Origin of the sequence: Actinomadura sp. NPDC048021 (genome assembly GCF_040653135.1) — a bacterium.
In the GTDB taxonomy this organism is placed as follows: domain Bacteria; phylum Actinomycetota; class Actinomycetes; order Streptosporangiales; family Streptosporangiaceae; genus Spirillospora; species Spirillospora verrucosospora.
In genome coordinates this window covers 308614-324255 of record NZ_JBEZJQ010000007.1, presented here as the reverse complement: position 1 = coordinate 324255, position 15642 = coordinate 308614, and the positions used below count along the sequence as shown (strand labels likewise).

The following is a 15642-nucleotide window of genomic DNA, read 5'->3' as shown; positions in this document are numbered from 1 at the left end:
CCGCGCCTCAGGGCGGGTCCTTCGGGCCCGTCCTGCGGTAGACGATCGTGAGCGCCACCACCACCACGACCAGGGCCGCCAGGACGATCCCGCCCTTGATCAGGCGGTCCGCCAGCAGTTCGACGACCACGTCTCCGTCACCGGCCGCCGGCATCACCGGCCCCCTCCCGTCCCGCGGATGCCGCTCCGGTCGAGGTAGTGCAGGACGCCGCGGACGGCCAGCCGGCCGAGTTCGGACCGGCCGCCACGCCGCGCGTCGAGGCCGCCTCGGCCCTGGCCCGGGCGCGGACCCGGGCCGGCCGCCGGGCGGTCGGCCCAGGCGCGCAGGACCGGCTCGACCAGGCCCCGGGCCCGGCCGAGCCGGCCGCGGCGCTTCAGCATGATCGCCACGCTGAACACCGCGACGACCAGCAGCGCGATCCCGGCGACGATGATCGCGAAGCGGATCAGCAGGATGTTCATCACCTCGTCCACGTCGACCTCCCCTTCGGCCCGACTTCTTTAGCACGACCGTGCCAAAAACGACTGTAGCATGAGCGTGCTATAAAAGAGCGGTGCCGAAGATCGTCGATCCCGAGGCCCGCCGCCGCGAGGTGGCCGAGGCCGTGTTCCGCGTCGTGCGCCGCGACGGCCTGGACCAGGCGTCGCTGCGCACCGTCGCCGCCGAGGCGGGCCTGGCGATCGGGTCGGTCCGGCACTACTTCGACGGCCAGGCGGAGATCATGATCTTCGCGATGCGCACGTTCGCCGAGCGGGCCGGCGAGCGGCTGCGGCTGCGCGCGGCCCGGCTCGCGGCCCCCGGCCCCGCCGCGCCGCCGGCCGAGCACGCGGCGGCCGTGGAGGCGCTGTTCGCCGAGCTGCTGCCGCTGGACGCCGACCGGCGCGAGGAGGCCGAGGTGTGGCTGGCCTTCACGGCCGGCGCCCGCACCCGGCCCGAGCTTCGCCCGCTGGCCCGGGAGATGCACGACGACCTGCGCTCGATCGCGACGCGGGTCCTGCGGGCGGCCCGCCGCGCCGGCGCCCTGCGCCCCGACCTGGACGTCGAGGTCGAGGCCGCGCGGGTGCACGCGCTGGTGGACGGGCTGACCTCGCACGCCGTCCTGCGGCCCGACGCCGCCGGCCCGGCGGAGCTGCGGGCCGTGCTGCGCCGGCACGTCAGCGAGCTGACCGGCGTCCCGGCGGGAGACCTGCCCGCGCCGCCCGGCCCGGAGGACCTGCGCGCCGGCGGGTGACGCGCCGCCTGCTAGATTCCGAACCTCGTTCTACACGAGGAGGCGCGTTGGACCCCTGGCAGACCCCGGAGCGCGCGGCGCTGCGCGCCCTGGTCCGCGACTTCACCGCGCGGGAGATCGTCCCGTTCCTCGCCGGCTGGGAGGACGCGGGCGAGCTGCCCCGCTCCCTGCACGCCCGCGCCGCCGAGGCGGGACTGCTCGGGGCGGGGTTCCCGGAGGAGGCCGGCGGGTCCGGCGGGGAGCTGTTCGACGCGCTGATCGTCGCCGAGGAGATCATCCAGTCCGGCGGGTCGGGCGGCGTGGTCGCCTCCCTGTTCACGCACGGGATCGCGCTCCCCCACATCATCGCCTCCGGGGACGAGGCGCTGATCGAGCGGTTCGCGCGGCCGGCGCTCGCCGGGGAGCTGATCGGCGCGCTCGGCGTCACCGAGCCGGGCACCGGGTCGGACGTCGCGGGCATCCGCACCACCGCCGTCCGCGACGGCGGGCACTACGTCGTCGACGGCGCCAAGATGTTCATCACCTCGGGCGTGCGGGCCGACTTCGTCACCACGGCGGTGCGCACGGGCGGGCCCGGCTTCGACGGCATCTCCCTGCTGGTCGTGGAGAAGGGGACCCCGGGGTTCACCGTGTCGAAGCCGCTGCGCAAGATGGGCTGGCTCTGCTCGGACACCGCGGAGCTGTCGTTCGACGGCGTCCGCGTCCCGGCGGAGAACCTGGTCGGCGCGGAGAACAGCGGGTTCCTGCAGATCGTCGAGAACTTCGTGACCGAGCGGCTCTCCCTCGCCGTCCAGGCCTACGCGACGGCGCAGCGCTGCCTGGACCTCACCCTGGCCTGGGTGCGGGACCGGGAGACGTTCGGGCGCCCCCTGGCCTCCCGGCAGCTCGTCCGGCACAAGATCGCCGAGATGGCGCGGCGGACCGACGTCGCCCGCACCTACACCCGCGCCGTCGCCGAACGGCACGCCGCCGGTGAGGACGTCCTCACCGAGACCGCCTACGCCAAGAACACCGCCGTCCTGGCCTGCGAGCACGTCGTGCACGAGGCCGTCCAACTGCACGGCGGGACGGGGTACATGCGCGAGTCGGAGGTGGAGCGCCACTACCGCGACGCCCGCATCCTCGGCATCGGCGGCGGCACCAACGAGATCATGAACGAGATCGCCGCGAAGCGCCTCGGGCTGTGACGCCGGAGGCGGCGCGGCGGCGCCCGGCGGTGAGAGGGGAGCCCGCCGGACGCCGCCGTCTCCGGGTCAGCCGAGGGGGTTCGCGCAGTCGATGGGCCAGTACGGGCCCCAGACGTCGAGCGAGTTCAGCACGAATCTGATCATCACCGGGTCGAAGGCGATGCCGACGTGCGCGTTGGTGTCGTTCGGGCACTTGTCCTGCAGCAGGACGTTCTGCGCGTTGGAGCCGTTGAGGAACTCCGAGGTGTAGGGCGTGACGACCTCGTCGTACTTGGTGGACAGCACGATGTAGGTCGGGCCGGGCACGGTGTCGCCGCCCTCGTTCAGCTTCTTGAGGAAGTCGGAGCCGACGATCTGCTGGCCCGCGGCCGGCGCCGCCTTCACGACCGCCTGCGTGATGCCGAGCAGGCTGCCCAGCTCCACCAGCCCGGACATGTTGGTGCCGTGGTTGGACGGCACGACGCCGACCAGCTTGTTCACCTTCGCGGCGCCGCCGAGGAACTTCATGTAGTACCGCGGCATCATGCCGCCCTGCGAGTGCCCGACGATGTCGACCTTGGACGCCCCGGTGGCGGCCGTGACCCTGTCGACGAACGCCGCCAGCTCACCGGCCGACGTGGGGATGTCGCCGATCCCCTGGACGGGGCCGTCCTTGGGGCCGCCGTAGTTGAGGGCGTAGACGCAGTACCCGGCCTTCTTGAGCGCCGGAGAGAGCTTCTGCCAGTTGAAGGCCATGTTCTCGAACGTGCCGTGCACGAGCACCACGGGGCGCGGGTGGAGGAACGAGGGCTTGCAGTTCCAGTCGTTCGCCCCTTGCGGGCTCGTCTCGGCGTGCGCGGCGGGCGCGACCGTCCCGGCCAGGCCGAGGGCGGCGGGGACCGCCGCGGCGATGACCGCCCACGAGCGGAGTCGTGTGAAACGCATGGGCATCTCCCTAATGCGGGCACGACGAACCAGGCCGGCGTCCGGCCTTTCCTGTCGCCGTGTTGATCGGGGGTGGGGTGCCCACAAGGTACGACCGCGTTCCGGCGCAGTCTTGTGGAATGACCACCGGTTACCGCGAGGGAATTGTCAGCCGATTCACAAGCGATCCGCCGCGGCCGTGTCCGGACGGGCGCGGCCGCGACGGCCGGTCAGGCCTGGGCGACGGCGCCCTCCTTGAGGAGGGTCTCGGCGTCGTCGAAGCCCAGGTCGTCCAGGACGGCCCTGGTCTGGCCGCCGGGGAGGACGGGGACGCCGTCGGTCTCGGCCGGGGTCCGGGAGAAGCGGGGGGCCGGGGCCGGCTGGCGGTGGCCGGCGAGCTCGGGGAAGACCTCGCGGGACGTGTTGAAGGGGTGCTCGGCGGCCTCGGCCAGCGACAGGACGGGGGCCACGCAGGCGTCGCTCGGGACGAAGACCTCCGTCCACTCGTCGCGGGTCCTCGTGCGGAAGGCGGCGGCGAAGCGCTCGCGCATGGCGGGCCATCGGTCGCGGTCGTACTGGGCGGGAAGGTCCTCCCCTTCGACGCCGAGCCGGCGGAGGAACTCGGCGTAGAACTGCGGCTCGATGGCGCCGACGGCCATGTGGCGGCCGTCGGAGGTCTCGTAGACGTCGTACCAGGGGGCGCCGGTGTCGAGCATGTTGACGCCGCGGCGGTCCTCCCAGATGCCGCCCGCGAGGAAGCCGTGGATGAAGGTGGACAGGTGGGCGGTGCCGTCCACGATGGCGGCGTCGACGACCTGGCCGCGCCCGGTCGTCCGCGTCTCGAGCAGGGCCGCGAGGACGCCGGTGACGAGGTACATGCTGCCGCCCGCGAAGTCGCCGAGCAGGTTCATCGGGACCTGGGGCGGCCCGCCCGCGCGGCCGATGGCGTGCAGGGCGCCGGTGATCGCGATGTAGCCGACGTCGTGGCCGGCGGTGTGCGCCAGCGGCCCCTCCTGCCCCCAGCCGGTCATCCGCCCGTACACCAGGCGCGGGTTGCGGGCCAGGCAGTCGTCCGGGCCGATGCCGAGGCGCTCGGTGACGCCGGGGCGGAACCCTTCGAGCAGGACGTCGGACTTCTCCACCAGGCGGAGGACGACGTCCTTGCCGCGCTCGCTCTTGAGGTCGACGGCGATCGACCGCTTGCCGCGGTTGGTGAAGTCGGTGCCGCCGGCGGCCTGCCCGTCCCGGACGGCGGAGGCGCGGTCGACGCGGATCACGTCGGCGCCGAGGTCGGCCAGCAGCATCGCCGCGAACGGCCCCGGCCCGATCCCGGCCAGCTCGATCACCCGTACTCCGGAGAGCGGCCCGTTGCCCATCTGCGACTCCCTGAATCTCGTTCGGTCCCCCCAGTGTGCCCGATCGAGGTAAGCGGGTGCTGACCCGACCCGCCCTATCGGGCGGTGAGGGTCACGGCCGTGCCGGGGGTCCCCCTGCCGACGAGGAGGCGGTCGCGCGTCGCGGCGCCCCGGACCCCCTCGGCGTGCGGGACGAGACCGCGTCCCGCCGCGGCCACGTAGTACCAGCGGCCCGACGCCGCGCGCCACCACGTCCCGCTGACCGGACGCTGGACGTCGCAGGCGCCCGTGGCCCGGTTCTCCGCCCCGAGCAGGGTCGCGAAGGAGGCGGCGCCGCCGTCGGCGTACGCGACCCGGGTGCAGGTCCAGTCGGCGCTCTCCCCGCCGTGCGGCAGCGTCCCCGACCAGAAGTGGGACGCCGTGGCCGCGGAGAGGGGCCGCGAGGACGCGGGGACCGCGCAGGCCAGCCTCTTCCAGAAGGCCCGGGCGGTGCGGCCGAGCACGGCCGGGCGGTCGGGGCCGCCCGGGCGGCGGTCCGGCGGGCGGTAGCCGAGGACGGCGGCGCGCGGGCCGCCGAGGTCGCCGACCGTGCGCGCGCCGAGGTGGAAGAGCGGTCCGCGGCCGCAGCCGGTGCCGGGACGGACGGGCGCCGTCACGCCGCCGGACGCGGCGAGCCGCCCCCCGGCGAGGGTCTCCGGCCGGGCGTCCCAGGGCGACAGGAGGTAGCGCCCGCCGCCGAGGGCGATCGGCGCGGACGGGTCGGCGCCGATCGCGGCGACGTCCAGGCGCCCTGAGGCGTAGCGGGCCAGGCGTCCGCCGCTGCGCATCACCGCGAGCGGCACGCCGTCCACGGTGCCGGCGTACAGCAGTTGCGCGACGCCGCTGTCGGGGCGGCGGCCCCCGGGCTCGGCGGCCCACGCGGCGGCGGCGCGGCGGCCGAACGCCCGGTCGCCGGCGAGGTCGCCGCGGGCGGGCCAGACGTCGAGGGAGCGGGCGCCGCGCGTCCAGGCGTCCGGCGCCGCCGTGACGAGGCCGAGGCCGCGGGCGGACGCCTCGCGGGCGCCCTCCCGCTCCGTCACCAGCAGCGCGCCGACCAGCGCGGCGGTGAGGAAGACCGCGGCCGCCAGCGGGATGACCGAGCGGGTGCGGACGGGGCGCAGCAGCTCCGCCTCGAACCGGTCGCCGCGGCGGGGCACCGGCACCTCGACGGCCTCGGCGGCACGGATCACCGGCCAGGGGTCGCGCACCCGCAGCTCGATCAGCTGGTCGCGGACGGCGTAGCGGGGCATCCCCTCGACGTTCCGCAGGACGTAGGCGACGCGGACGTGGGGGTCGAGCCTGGACAGCGCCGCGGTCAGCGCCGGGTCGGGCAGGCGGGCGGGCAGCGCGCGCAGCCACGGGCCGAGGCCGATCTGCAGGCGGCGGGACGGCCGCAGCGCCCGGCGCAGCACGCGGGTGCGGCGCCGGGCGTGCCCGGCGGCGGAGCGGTCGCGGGCGCCGCGCGAGGTGGAGTCCACGATCCGGCGGGCGATCGCCAGCCGGTAGACGCGCTTTCCCCGTCCCGGCAGAACGAAATACGCCATCCGGACAAGGTCGCCATAAGCCGATTCGGTCGGTGGTGTTTCCCTGTGCGGATTCGTCATGACATCGTCCGTCACGGCGGGCCACTCCCTCTGGGGCAGTTCCTTCGTCGCGAATCCCGAGGTTAGGACGGAGAGAGCCGGTACTGGAGCGCAATTGGCACAACGATTAACCGACCGAATGGAAATGTCATCTCATTTCCGTACGATGTGCCGGAGGCGGCGGGCCCGGCCTTCCGCGCGAGAGCAGCCACGCCCGTTTCCTCCCCGTACTACGCTTGTGCCCGGGGGAACCGCCCCGGGCCGCGCCGCATCGAACGAACCAGCCGCGCACGCGCCCGCACGCGCCCCGGACGAGACGAGCGACCGAGAGGGAACCCCCGACCCATGACCGAGGACGTTCCGGGCTACCGGGTGCTTGAGCAGGTCGGCGAGGGCGGCTTCAGCGTCGTCTACCGCGCCCACCAGGAGCGCCTGGACCGGATGGTCGCGCTGAAGGTCATGTCGATCAGCGCGGTCGACGACGCGGCGATGCGGCGGTTCCAGCGCGAGTGCAAGATCACCGGTCGGCTCTCCGGGCACCCGAACATCGTGACCGTGCTGGACACCGGCACCACCCGGTCCGGGCGCCCCTACATCGTGATGGAGTACTTCGAGCACGGAGCGCTCACCGACCGGCTCGCGCGGGAGGGGCCCCTCGCGTTCGCCGAGGTGCTGCGGATCGGGGTGAAGATGGCGGGCGCGCTCGCCGCCACCCACGAGACCGACGTCCTGCACCGGGACGTCAAACCGCAGAACGTGCTGCTGTCGCGGTACGGCGAGCCCGCGCTCGCCGACTTCGGCATCGCCCGCCTCGTCGACAGCTTCGACGCCACCCACACGCAGGCGTTCACCCCGCACCACGCCGCCCCCGAGGTGCTGGAGGGCAGGCCGCCGGGCATCGGGTCCGACCTGTACTCGCTCGGCTCGACGCTCTACCAGCTGCTGGCCGGACGGCCCGCGTTCAAGGGGCCGCCCCGCGAGGGCATCGCGCCGCTGATGCTGCGGATCCTCAACGACCCGCCGCCGCCGATCCCCCGCCCCGACGTCCCGCGGCAGGTCACCGACGTCATCGTGCGCGCGATGGCCAAGACGCCCGACGAGCGGTTCGCGAGCGCCGTGGAGTTCGCGCAGGCGCTCCAGCGCGTCCAGGCCGAGCTGGGGCTGCCGGTGACGGACGTGGCGCACGCCGGCCGCGGCGCCCTGGCGCTGTCGGACGCCGGCCCGATCCCCTCGTTCCCCGACGTCTCCGCCCCGCCGCCGGCGCCCGCCGCGCAGGCGCCGTCCCCGCCCGCCCCCGCGCCGCCGGCTCCGGCGCCCCTCGCCGCGCCGACATCGGCGCCGCCGCGGTCGCCGTGGGCGCCGAACGCCCTCCCGCCGCAGACGCGTGAGACGGCCCTCCCCCAGGAAGGTCCGCCCCCCTCCCCGGAAGCCGCCTGGCCTCCGATGCCGGTGCCCCAGGCGGGCGACCGGCCCGCGAACGGGTCCTCCACGACGCCGCACACGTCACCGCACACGACGCCGCACGGGGGCCCGCACCAGACCACCTGGGACCAGCCCCGCCAGGGCCCGCGCCGCGGCCTGATCGTGGTGGGCGGGATCGTGCTCGCCGGCGGGCTGGCCCTCGGCATCGGGGCGCTCGCGCTGTCCGGCGGCGGCGACGGCAAGGGCGGGACCGCCGCCACGTCGCCGCCGCCCTCCCCGACCGCCCCGCAGGGGCAGACCACCCAGACCCCGCCCCAGCCGATCCCGGCCTCGCAGCTCGCGGCGACCCGCCCGCGCAAGGTGGTCGCGCGGCAGGTCGGCCGGACGGCGGCGCTGCTCTGGACGCTGCCGCCCGCCGCGCGCGGGCTGCCGCTGCTCGTCCAGCAGCAGCCCGCCGGGACCCAGCCGATCGTGTCGGTGAAGGCGGGCTCGCAGTCGGCGACCATGCCGGGCCTGCGGCCGAACACGGCGCACTGCTTCAAGGTCGGCGCGGTGCTGCGCCTCAACCAGGGCCAGGCTCCGGACGTGGCGTGGTCGGCGCCCGCCTGCGTCGGCAAGGCGAAGAAGCGCCCCAAGCCGTAGCTCTCGCGGAGGGTCCGCGGGTCAGGGCGCGCACGTCCAGACCGCGGGCCCCGCGAGGCTCCTCCAGTCGCCCGGCGTGTTGACCAGGTACCCGATGACGTAGCCGGTCTTGCCGCTCCACGTGATGTTGGCGTACATGTCGCCGGCGAGGGCGGCGTCCCTGGGGTGCCTGTAGTAGACGCCCTTCTTCTGGCAGTTCACGACGACGAGCTCGCCGTTGTTGTCGGTCATGGTGGCGACGGTCGTGCCGTTGTTGGCGTCGGCGGTGGCCCGGATGTAGGCGTTGGAGTTCCCGTTGCGCTCCACCGGGTACCTGGCGGCGGGCCCGGTGAGGCTGGCGCCGAGCGTCGCGGCGGCGCCCGTGCCGGCGCCGTTCACAGCGGAGACGGTGAAGGTGTAGGGCCCGTTGGTCCACACCTCCCCGAGCGTCGCGGTCATGGCCGAGCCCGTGGCGGCGGGCACCGTCCGGGACCCCTTGACCGGGCCGTCCCAGCCGATCCGGTAGGCGGACGCGCCGGGCGGGGCCGTCCAGGAGACCTTCGCCCCGGACGAGGTGGCCTGCGCCTTGAGGCCGGTCGGCGCGCCGGGCGTCACGCACGGGCGGGCGGGGTCGCTGGGCGCCGACACCTGCTCCCGGGTGCGTCCGCGGCCGTCCCGGTAGCGGACGGCGACGCGGAAGCGGTACTCGCGGGCGCAGTCCCCGCCGGTGACCGTGAACGTGAAGGGCCCGGCCCCCGGCGCGATCGCGGCCGGGCTCGCCGCGAGGCCGGACGGGACGTCCTTCAGCGCGTACCCGATGATCCCCTCGCCGTCCGAGGGCTGGAAGTCGATCCGCATCGTGCCCGCCCCGGGCGTGACCGACACGTTCAGCGGCGCGGCGGGCGGCGCGCCGGGCCGCGGGCGGCGCGGATCCCGCGGGGCGGTCGTCCGCGGCGGCTGCGGAGCGCCGCTGCCGCCGGGCTGCGGGAGGGCGCGGCGCACCGGGCCGCCCGGCACCTTGTCCCGGTACTTGTCGATGCCCTTGCGGCCGCCCTGCCCGTCGACCACGACGGCGCGCGGGCCGGACGGGTCGTTCGCCCACAGCAGGCCGTCGCGGACGAAGACGTCCAGCCGGGCGGGCCGCCCGCTGACCGGGACCGGCGCCTCGAAGCGGTTTCCCGCCGAGTCGTACACCAGCAGCGCCCCGGCCGTCTCGTCGGGGATGTAGACCTTGGGGCCGAGCATCTGCGGCGGCCGGTACCGGTGCTTCGGCATGGCGAGCCGCGTGCTGGAGTACCGCCCGGTGTCGGTGTCCACGGTCACCAGCGACCCGGCGCCGGGCACCAGCAGCGGGACGGTCTTGCCCTCGGTGGCGGGCGGGGCGAGGACGCCGCCGCGGCCCGCCTGCCTCACGGTGGCGGGCAGCCCGACCGTCAGGCGCGTCCCCGACGGCTTGACGACGGTGGCGGTGGCGTTCGTGGAGTTCACGACGACCGGGTCGCCCGCGGCCATGGTGAGCGCGAGGTCGTCCCCCGGCCCGCCGACGCGGACCGGCGGCTGCGTGCGTCCGTCCTTGAACGCCGTGACCTGCCCGTCCTTCGCCACGGGCACCCACAGGGCGCCCCGCGCGTCGATGCCCGCCTGCCCGAGGACGGGCGGGAGCGTCGCGGGCGCGCCGACCGGCGTCAGGCCGACCGGGTCGATCTGCTGGAGGAGGCCCTTGACGGAGTCGACCGTGTAGGCCTTCCCGGCGCCCGCGAGGACCTGGATGCCGCGGCCGAGCGGGCGGCTCGCGCCGACGTCCAGCTGGGAGGGGTCGAGCCGGCTGACGACGCCGGTGTCCTGGTCGATGATCAGGACGGTGGCGCCGTCCTGGACGATCCTGATGTCGTGGCCGCGCATCTGCGGGGGGACGCCGGTCTTGCCGTCCACCTTGGCCGCGGGCCCGTTGACGTGCACGACGAGGCCCTTGTCCCGCGCGGTGAGCCAGGCGCCGACGTCGGCGATCCGGTACTTGGCGCTCGCGACGCCCACCCCGTAGACGACGGCGGCGATGACGAGCAAGCCGGTGAGCCCGACGGCCACCTGCCCTGTCAGCCGATCACGCCGGAAGAAAACGCCCAGGCCCGCCATGTCCTGTTATCCCCCACCCATTTCGCAGGGGACACCGTAGCCGCTCGCGTCCCACCGGCGCCGGTGTTCCCGCGAAACGGCGGCGGTCAGTCTCCGCGGACGGCGGCGGCGTACTCCGCGGCGGTGATGTTGCGCCCGGACACGACCACCACCAGGCGGCCGGCGGCCTCGACCTTCCCTGCCATGACGGCGGCGACCGCCGCGCCGCCCGCGCCCTCGGCGACGAGGCCGTGCTCGTGGAACAGCAGGCGCAGCGCCGCCCGGATCTCGTCGTCGGTGACCGCCGTCAGCTCGGCGGTGCGGCCGATCACCTCGGGGGTGACGCAGCCGGGTTCGAGGTTGCCGGGCAGGCCGTCGGCGAACGTCTCGCCGACCTCGACCCGGGTGACCCGTCCCGCCGCCACCGACGCCGAGACTCCGCGCGACACCGCCGACTCCACGCCCACGACCCGCACGTCGCCGCGCTCGCGCGCCCACAGGCACAGGCCGGCGACGAGCCCCCCGCCGCCGACCGGCGCGACGACCGTGAGGGGGCCGTCCGCCTGCGCGTCGAGTTCGCGCCCGATGGTGCCCTGCCCCGCGATGACCGCCGGGTCGTTGTAGGGCGAGACGTAGTGGCCGGGCAGCGTCATCGCGTGCGCCTCGGCCTCGTCGTAGGTCGTCCCGTGCTGGACGAGGCGCACCGGGAACGCGCGGATCCTGTCGACCTTGACCTGCGACGCGCGGGTCGAGACCACCACGGTGACGTCCGCGCCCGCCCTCGCGGCGGCGTACCCCATGCCGAGGCCGTGGTTGCCCGCGCTCGCCGTGACGGCCGGCTCCCCGGCGGGGAGCGCGGCGACGGCCGCGAGCGCGCCCCGCACCTTGAACGCGCCGACCGGCTGGAACGTCTCCAGCTTCAGCAGCGCGCCCGGCGCCACGCCCGACGGGACCAGCGGCGTGGGGGCGAGCTCGGCGGACACGGCCCGCCAGGCGCGGTCCAGGTCGTCCGGGCCGGGCGGCCGGACGGCGCGCACCGTCATGCCGGCTCCCCCGGCGACCCGTCCAGCCGCTCGTGGAGGCGGTCCCGGATCTCCTCGGGGGTGTAGGCGCGGCGGCGGCGCTCGGCGCGCACGACCACGGCGCCGGTCGCGGCGACCCCGAGGAACCCCGCGACGCCCAGTGCCTTCCAGAGATTCGACGCCTTCAACAGGCCGGACCCTCGCAACGTGCGCATGCGGCTACCGTAGCGACCATGCCGGGCACGAGCATCTCCCTCGCCGAGGCCGCCGAACTGACCCGCACCGGGGACGTGTGGCTGTTCCGCGGCCGGACGGTCGCCGACCGCGCCATCCAGATGACCACCAACAGCCCCGTCAACCACGTCGGCATGGCGGTGGTGATCGACGACCTGCCCCCGCTGATGTGGCACGCCGAGCTCGGCCGCTCGCTGCGGGACATGTGGACCGGCGGGCACCACCGCGGCGCGCAGCTGCACGACCTGCGGGACGCGGTGCTGGCCTGGGGGAACCGCTACGGGCAGCGGGCCTGGCTGCGGCAGCTCGACCCGCCGCCGACCCGGGCGATGGAGGACGCGGCGCTGCGCGCGGTGGCGCGGCTGGACGGCACGCCGTTCCCCTCGACGTCGAAGCTGGCGACGCGGTGGCTGCGCGGGCGGGTGCCGATCCGGCGGCCGGCCGAGCGGGACCCGAACCTGGAGACGGCGTTCTGCGCGGAGATCGTCGCGGTGACGTACCAGTCCATGGGGCTGCTGCCGAAGGGGCGCCGCCCGAACTGGTTCGACCCGGGCCGGTTCTGGAGCGGGGACGACCTGGAGCTGGAGACGGGCGCGGTGCTCGGCGGCGAGATCGCCGTCAGCGTCCCCGCGTCCTGACGGCCCGGCGGTCCCGCAGCGACCGCGGGTGCAGGCGGCGCCGGAAGCGGCGCAGCCGCCCGGCCCTGGCGGTGACGAGGCGGCCGAGCTCGTCGGTGTGCCGCCACGCGCGGTCGGCGGCGCCGGGGTCCGGCTGGGACGCGGCGAACCGGCTGCGGTTGACCAGGTCGGCGAGCGGCCCGAGGTGGCCGTGGGCGTCCTCGCCGACGGCGGACGCGCCGAAGCGGGCGACCTCGTGCGCGGTCAGCGTCCGGGCCGTGGACAGGCCGACGTCGGCGAGATGGTCGAGCGCCTGGTGCCACGCGCCGGTGATGCGGGCGGCGGGCGGCCCGGCCCTCCGGCGCCGCTTCCGCAGGGCGGGGGCGAGGAGGACGGCGCCCAGGTAGCCGGCGGCGAGCGCGCCCGCCGCGAGCGCGGCGAGCACCCACCACGGCGTGGGACCGCCGTCCGAGGCGGTCGGCTTCTGCGGACCCTTCTGCGTCGTGGCGCCCGGCCCCTGGCCGCGCTGCTGGGAGGCCGCGTTCTTCTGGGCCTGCTCCAGCTTCTGCTCGGTCTCCCCCGCCGCGACGGAGTCGTTCTTCTTGGAGCGGCGCGCGCTGTCGGGGAGCGGGTTGAACCGGATCCAGCCGAGCCGGTCGAACTTGATCTCCGGCCACACCATCACGTCCCCGGACCGGACCTGGACGGTGTCGCCCGCGCGGGCGCCGCCGTCGAAGCCCACGGTGACCCGGGACGGCAGGCCGATCGTCCGGGCGAGCAGGGCGTAGGCGGTCGCGAAGTGCTCGGGCGTGCCGCGCCTGCCCTCGCCGAGGAAGTAGTCGAGCTGCCGGTAGCCGTGCCCCGGCGGGGCGGTGACGTCGTACCTGGCGTACCGCTTGAGGTACTCGGCGAGCATCGCGGCCTTCTGGATCGGCGACACGGCGCCCCGCGTCGCGGCCTGGGCGAACCTGCGGAACTCGGCGATCTGGACGGGCGGCTCCTTCGCGCCCGGACCCCACGGCAGCTCCCGCGCGGTCCTGGCCTCGGCGTCGCCGGCGACCTCCGCCCCGGCGAGGTCGTCGGCCGTCCATTCGGGGACGACGGAGTCGACGCGGTAGGTCTGGCCGGGGCGCAGCGGCTGCGCGGCGGCCAGCGCGCCGCTGCCGGGGTCGACGACGACGGGGAGCCCGGCGACCTCCCGCGGCCGGTCGGCGGCGGGCACCCACACGCCCGGCAGGTCGCGGATGGTGACGCGCTGCGCGACCTCGTGCTCGCGGTCCGGCTCCGGCCCCTCCGGAACGCGGCTCCCGGTGGGGACGAACCGGGCCGTGGACGACCAGGTCACGCCGTCGAACCGGTCCAGCACGGCGAGCCGCTCGATCTCGTCGCGCCTCGACTGGACCGTGAACATCACCTGGTCGGGGCTGAGCAGCCAGCCGCCGACGCGGTCCAGCGGGCTGACGCCGTCGCGCTGCTGCGGCGGAGGCGCCTGCACCTGCTCGCGCGGGTCGTAGGGGTCCGCGCTGACGGGGACGACGGGTCCGGCGGCGAACGCCAGCGCCCCGAGGAGGGCCGCGGCGGGGACGCCGACCAGCAGCGGCCGCCACGCGGTGCCCGAGTCGGGCCCGTCCGCGCGGACGAGGACCAGCACGGCGATGAGCACGACGGTCGCGGCGGCGAGCGGCAGGTTGGATCCGGGGCCGTCGACCCCGAGCAGCAGCGCGACCGCCCAGACGCCGAGCGCGGGCACGCAGGGCAGGGCGCGCAGCGAGGTGCGCAGCGCCAGCTCCGCCGCCGCGAACGCCGCCAGCCACACCACCACGTGGACCAGGACGAGGTACTCCGGCTTCGCGGGGGCGGGCAGCAGCGTGGTCAGGATCGACTTCCACGCGCCGAGCACGCCCTCGCGCAGCGTCTGCGGGAGCGTCCCGTCCCCGAGGGCGGGGCGCAGGACGGTCGCCGAGACCGTCGCCGCCCAGGCGAGGACGGTCAGCACCAGCGAGATCCACAGCGGCCAGGGACCCTTGTCCTTGCGCGGCCCCGACAGCAGCCCGCACAGCAGCGTCGGCACCACCGCCGCGACGGCGGCGACGGGGACGACCGGCCCGAGCCCGAACACCCGCTGGAACGCCAGCCCGGCGACGGCGACCAGGCAGGCCGTCACGGCGATCGAGGCGTACCGGGTCACCGGGCGCTCCCCAGCCGGTGCCACGCCTCCGCCAGCCCCTCCAGGTCGGCGAAGTCGACGAGCTGGACGCCGGGCGGCGCCGCCGCGGGACCCCCCGGGCGGACCCGCAGCACGACGATCCGGTCGAACCGGCTGCGGACGGCCGCGATGCGCCCGAGCTCGGCGGCGTCCGGGGTGATGACGACGAGGGACCCGCCCGGGCGCACACGGCGCACCGCGTCCACGACCGAGCCCGCCCCCTCACGCGTGCGGACGGCGGTGAGCCGGTCGAGGAGGACCTCCACGTCGTCCGGCCCGCCCCGCGTGTCGGCCACCTGGCCGTCGCCGGTGAGGATCCGGACGGGGAAGCTCGCCGACGCCGCCCCGGCCGCGACCGACGCCGCGGCGTCCACGGCGAGCTCGAAGTCGTCGGGTTCCGGCCACGAACCGGGGCGCGCCTCCAGCACGACCGTCGTCGTGGGCAGGCTGGCGTCCACGAGCTGGCGGACCATCAGCGTCCCGGTGCGCGCCGACGACTTCCAGTGGATGTGGCGCAGCTCGTCCCCGATCACGTACTCGCGCAGCGCGTGGAACGTCGCCGTCCCCGCCGGGGACCGGTCGCTGGTCGGGCCCTCCAGGTGGTAGGCGCGCCCGGACGGCAGCAGCGACAGCCGCACCGTCCTCGGCCGGACGAGCAGGACCCGCGGCGCCCCGTACTCGCGCACCCGGCGCGCCAGCCGGAGGGGGTCGGCGCGCACCAGCCGCAGCGGCCCCACCGGGATCTCGCCGCGCCGGGACGTCGGCAGCCGGTAGGTCACGGTGCGCCCGCCGCCCGGGCGCAGCCGCGGGATGTCGACCGCCACAGGCGTGGAGCCCGCCGCGTCCTCGGCGCTGAGCCCGCGCACGCCGCGCCCCTTGTTCGTCACATGCAGGACCCCGACGGCGGGCTCGCCGCGCGCCACCCGCGCCGGCGCGATCTCCCTGCCGACCTCCAGCTTCGGGCGCGGCAGCGTCCACAGCGCCGCCGCCCCCACCGCGACCAGGCCCGCGACGGCCAGCACGGCGGGCTCGGGATAGCCGAGCCACCAGCCCGCCGCGTACAGCAGGACCGAACCGGCCGCCGTCCCCCATCCGAGCGGCGTCAGCAC

Annotated in this window: 14 protein-coding genes; 4 read left to right on the top strand and 10 right to left on the bottom strand. The window is 75.9% G+C overall.

Features of this window, described 5'->3' with window-relative positions; all coding sequences use genetic code 11:
* Nucleotides 1-7: 7 nt before the first annotated feature.
* Both AB0C87_RS14770 and AB0C87_RS14765 read right to left on the bottom strand, forming a co-directional pair.
* Nucleotides 8-154, bottom strand: coding sequence for a hypothetical protein (locus AB0C87_RS14770; RefSeq protein WP_345182334.1), 147 nt, complete (start codon nucleotides 152-154; stop codon nucleotides 8-10).
* Nucleotides 154-474, bottom strand: coding sequence for a hypothetical protein (locus AB0C87_RS14765; protein ID WP_360577830.1), 321 nt, complete (start codon nucleotides 472-474; stop codon nucleotides 154-156). Before AB0C87_RS14765 ends, AB0C87_RS14770 begins: the two co-directional genes overlap by 1 nt.
* 80 nt (nucleotides 475-554) lie before the next feature.
* Here AB0C87_RS14765 and AB0C87_RS14760 point away from each other — a divergent pair, with 80 nt between their 5' ends.
* Together AB0C87_RS14760 and AB0C87_RS14755 are read left to right on the top strand one after the other, a co-directional pair.
* The gene (locus AB0C87_RS14760) at nucleotides 555-1232 is read left to right on the top strand and encodes a TetR/AcrR family transcriptional regulator (RefSeq protein ID WP_360577828.1); all 678 of its coding nucleotides are present in this window, start codon (nucleotides 555-557) and stop codon (nucleotides 1230-1232) included.
* Nucleotides 1233-1279: 47 nt separating this feature from the next.
* The gene (locus AB0C87_RS14755) at nucleotides 1280-2419 is read left to right on the top strand and encodes an acyl-CoA dehydrogenase family protein (protein ID WP_360359074.1); all 1140 of its coding nucleotides are present in this window, start codon (nucleotides 1280-1282) and stop codon (nucleotides 2417-2419) included.
* Between the two features lie 66 nt (nucleotides 2420-2485).
* On the opposite strand, the gene AB0C87_RS14750 is transcribed toward AB0C87_RS14755, so the two are convergent.
* From AB0C87_RS14750 to AB0C87_RS14740, 3 genes are all read right to left on the bottom strand, one after another.
* Nucleotides 2486-3343 (bottom strand): alpha/beta fold hydrolase, encoded by an 858-nt coding sequence (locus AB0C87_RS14750; protein WP_345182326.1) that lies wholly within the window; start codon nucleotides 3341-3343, stop codon nucleotides 2486-2488.
* Between the two features lie 209 nt (nucleotides 3344-3552).
* Nucleotides 3553-4698, bottom strand: a complete 1146-nt coding sequence (locus tag AB0C87_RS14745; RefSeq protein ID WP_360577826.1) for a CaiB/BaiF CoA-transferase family protein — start codon at nucleotides 4696-4698, stop codon at nucleotides 3553-3555.
* A gap of 74 nt (nucleotides 4699-4772) precedes the next feature.
* A complete protein-coding gene (locus tag AB0C87_RS14740) occupies nucleotides 4773-6260 on the bottom strand; it encodes a hypothetical protein (protein ID WP_360577824.1) in 1488 nt (495 codons plus the stop codon).
* A gap of 384 nt (nucleotides 6261-6644) precedes the next feature.
* Between AB0C87_RS14740 and AB0C87_RS14735 the strand changes: the two genes are divergently transcribed.
* The gene (locus AB0C87_RS14735) at nucleotides 6645-8363 is read left to right on the top strand and encodes a serine/threonine-protein kinase (protein ID WP_360577822.1); all 1719 of its coding nucleotides are present in this window, start codon (nucleotides 6645-6647) and stop codon (nucleotides 8361-8363) included.
* A gap of 21 nt (nucleotides 8364-8384) precedes the next feature.
* Here the strand turns inward: AB0C87_RS14735 and AB0C87_RS14730 are convergent, their stop codons facing one another.
* The 3 genes from AB0C87_RS14730 to AB0C87_RS14720 form a co-directional block, all read right to left on the bottom strand.
* A complete protein-coding gene (locus AB0C87_RS14730) occupies nucleotides 8385-10475 on the bottom strand; it encodes a hypothetical protein (protein ID WP_360577820.1) in 2091 nt (696 codons plus the stop codon).
* Between the two features lie 86 nt (nucleotides 10476-10561).
* The gene (locus AB0C87_RS14725; protein ID WP_353833208.1) at nucleotides 10562-11497 is read right to left on the bottom strand and encodes a pyridoxal-phosphate dependent enzyme; all 936 of its coding nucleotides are present in this window, start codon (nucleotides 11495-11497) and stop codon (nucleotides 10562-10564) included.
* The gene (locus AB0C87_RS14720; protein WP_353833228.1) at nucleotides 11494-11691 is read right to left on the bottom strand and encodes a hypothetical protein; all 198 of its coding nucleotides are present in this window, start codon (nucleotides 11689-11691) and stop codon (nucleotides 11494-11496) included. The genes AB0C87_RS14725 and AB0C87_RS14720 overlap by 4 nt, the downstream gene beginning before the upstream one ends.
* Before the next feature lie 18 nt (nucleotides 11692-11709).
* Between AB0C87_RS14720 and AB0C87_RS14715 the strand changes: the two genes are divergently transcribed.
* On the top strand, nucleotides 11710-12348 hold the full coding sequence (locus AB0C87_RS14715) for a hypothetical protein (protein WP_345182314.1): 639 nt from the start codon (nucleotides 11710-11712) through the stop codon (nucleotides 12346-12348).
* Here the strand turns inward: AB0C87_RS14715 and AB0C87_RS14710 are convergent.
* Both AB0C87_RS14710 and AB0C87_RS14705 read right to left on the bottom strand, forming a co-directional pair.
* Entirely contained in the window at nucleotides 12329-14515 is a 2187-nt protein-coding gene (locus AB0C87_RS14710; RefSeq protein ID WP_360577818.1) for a DUF3488 and transglutaminase-like domain-containing protein, read from the bottom strand. The genes AB0C87_RS14715 and AB0C87_RS14710 overlap by 20 nt on opposite strands.
* Nucleotides 14512-15642, bottom strand: a complete 1131-nt coding sequence (locus AB0C87_RS14705; RefSeq protein WP_345182309.1) for a DUF58 domain-containing protein — start codon at nucleotides 15640-15642, stop codon at nucleotides 14512-14514. The genes AB0C87_RS14710 and AB0C87_RS14705 overlap by 4 nt, the downstream gene beginning before the upstream one ends.

Excerpts from the sequence above, each read along its gene's own strand:
- AB0C87_RS14770 (WP_345182334.1), bottom strand. The coding sequence starts at position 154 with ATGCCGGCGGCCGGTGACGGAGACGTGGTCGTCGAACTGCTGGCGGAC.
- AB0C87_RS14750 (WP_345182326.1), bottom strand. The coding sequence starts at position 3,343 with ATGCGTTTCACACGACTCCGCTCGTGGGCGGTCATCGCCGCGGCGGTC.
- AB0C87_RS14745 (WP_360577826.1), bottom strand. The coding sequence starts at position 4,698 with ATGGGCAACGGGCCGCTCTCCGGAGTACGGGTGATCGAGCTGGCCGGG.
- AB0C87_RS14740 (WP_360577824.1), bottom strand. The coding sequence starts at position 6,260 with ATGGCGTATTTCGTTCTGCCGGGACGGGGAAAGCGCGTCTACCGGCTG.
- AB0C87_RS14735 (WP_360577822.1), top strand. The coding sequence starts at position 6,645 with ATGACCGAGGACGTTCCGGGCTACCGGGTGCTTGAGCAGGTCGGCGAG.
- AB0C87_RS14730 (WP_360577820.1), bottom strand. The coding sequence starts at position 10,475 with ATGGCGGGCCTGGGCGTTTTCTTCCGGCGTGATCGGCTGACAGGGCAG.
- AB0C87_RS14725 (WP_353833208.1), bottom strand. The coding sequence starts at position 11,497 with ATGACGGTGCGCGCCGTCCGGCCGCCCGGCCCGGACGACCTGGACCGC.
- AB0C87_RS14720 (WP_353833228.1), bottom strand. The coding sequence starts at position 11,691 with ATGCGCACGTTGCGAGGGTCCGGCCTGTTGAAGGCGTCGAATCTCTGG.
- AB0C87_RS14715 (WP_345182314.1), top strand. The coding sequence starts at position 11,710 with ATGCCGGGCACGAGCATCTCCCTCGCCGAGGCCGCCGAACTGACCCGC.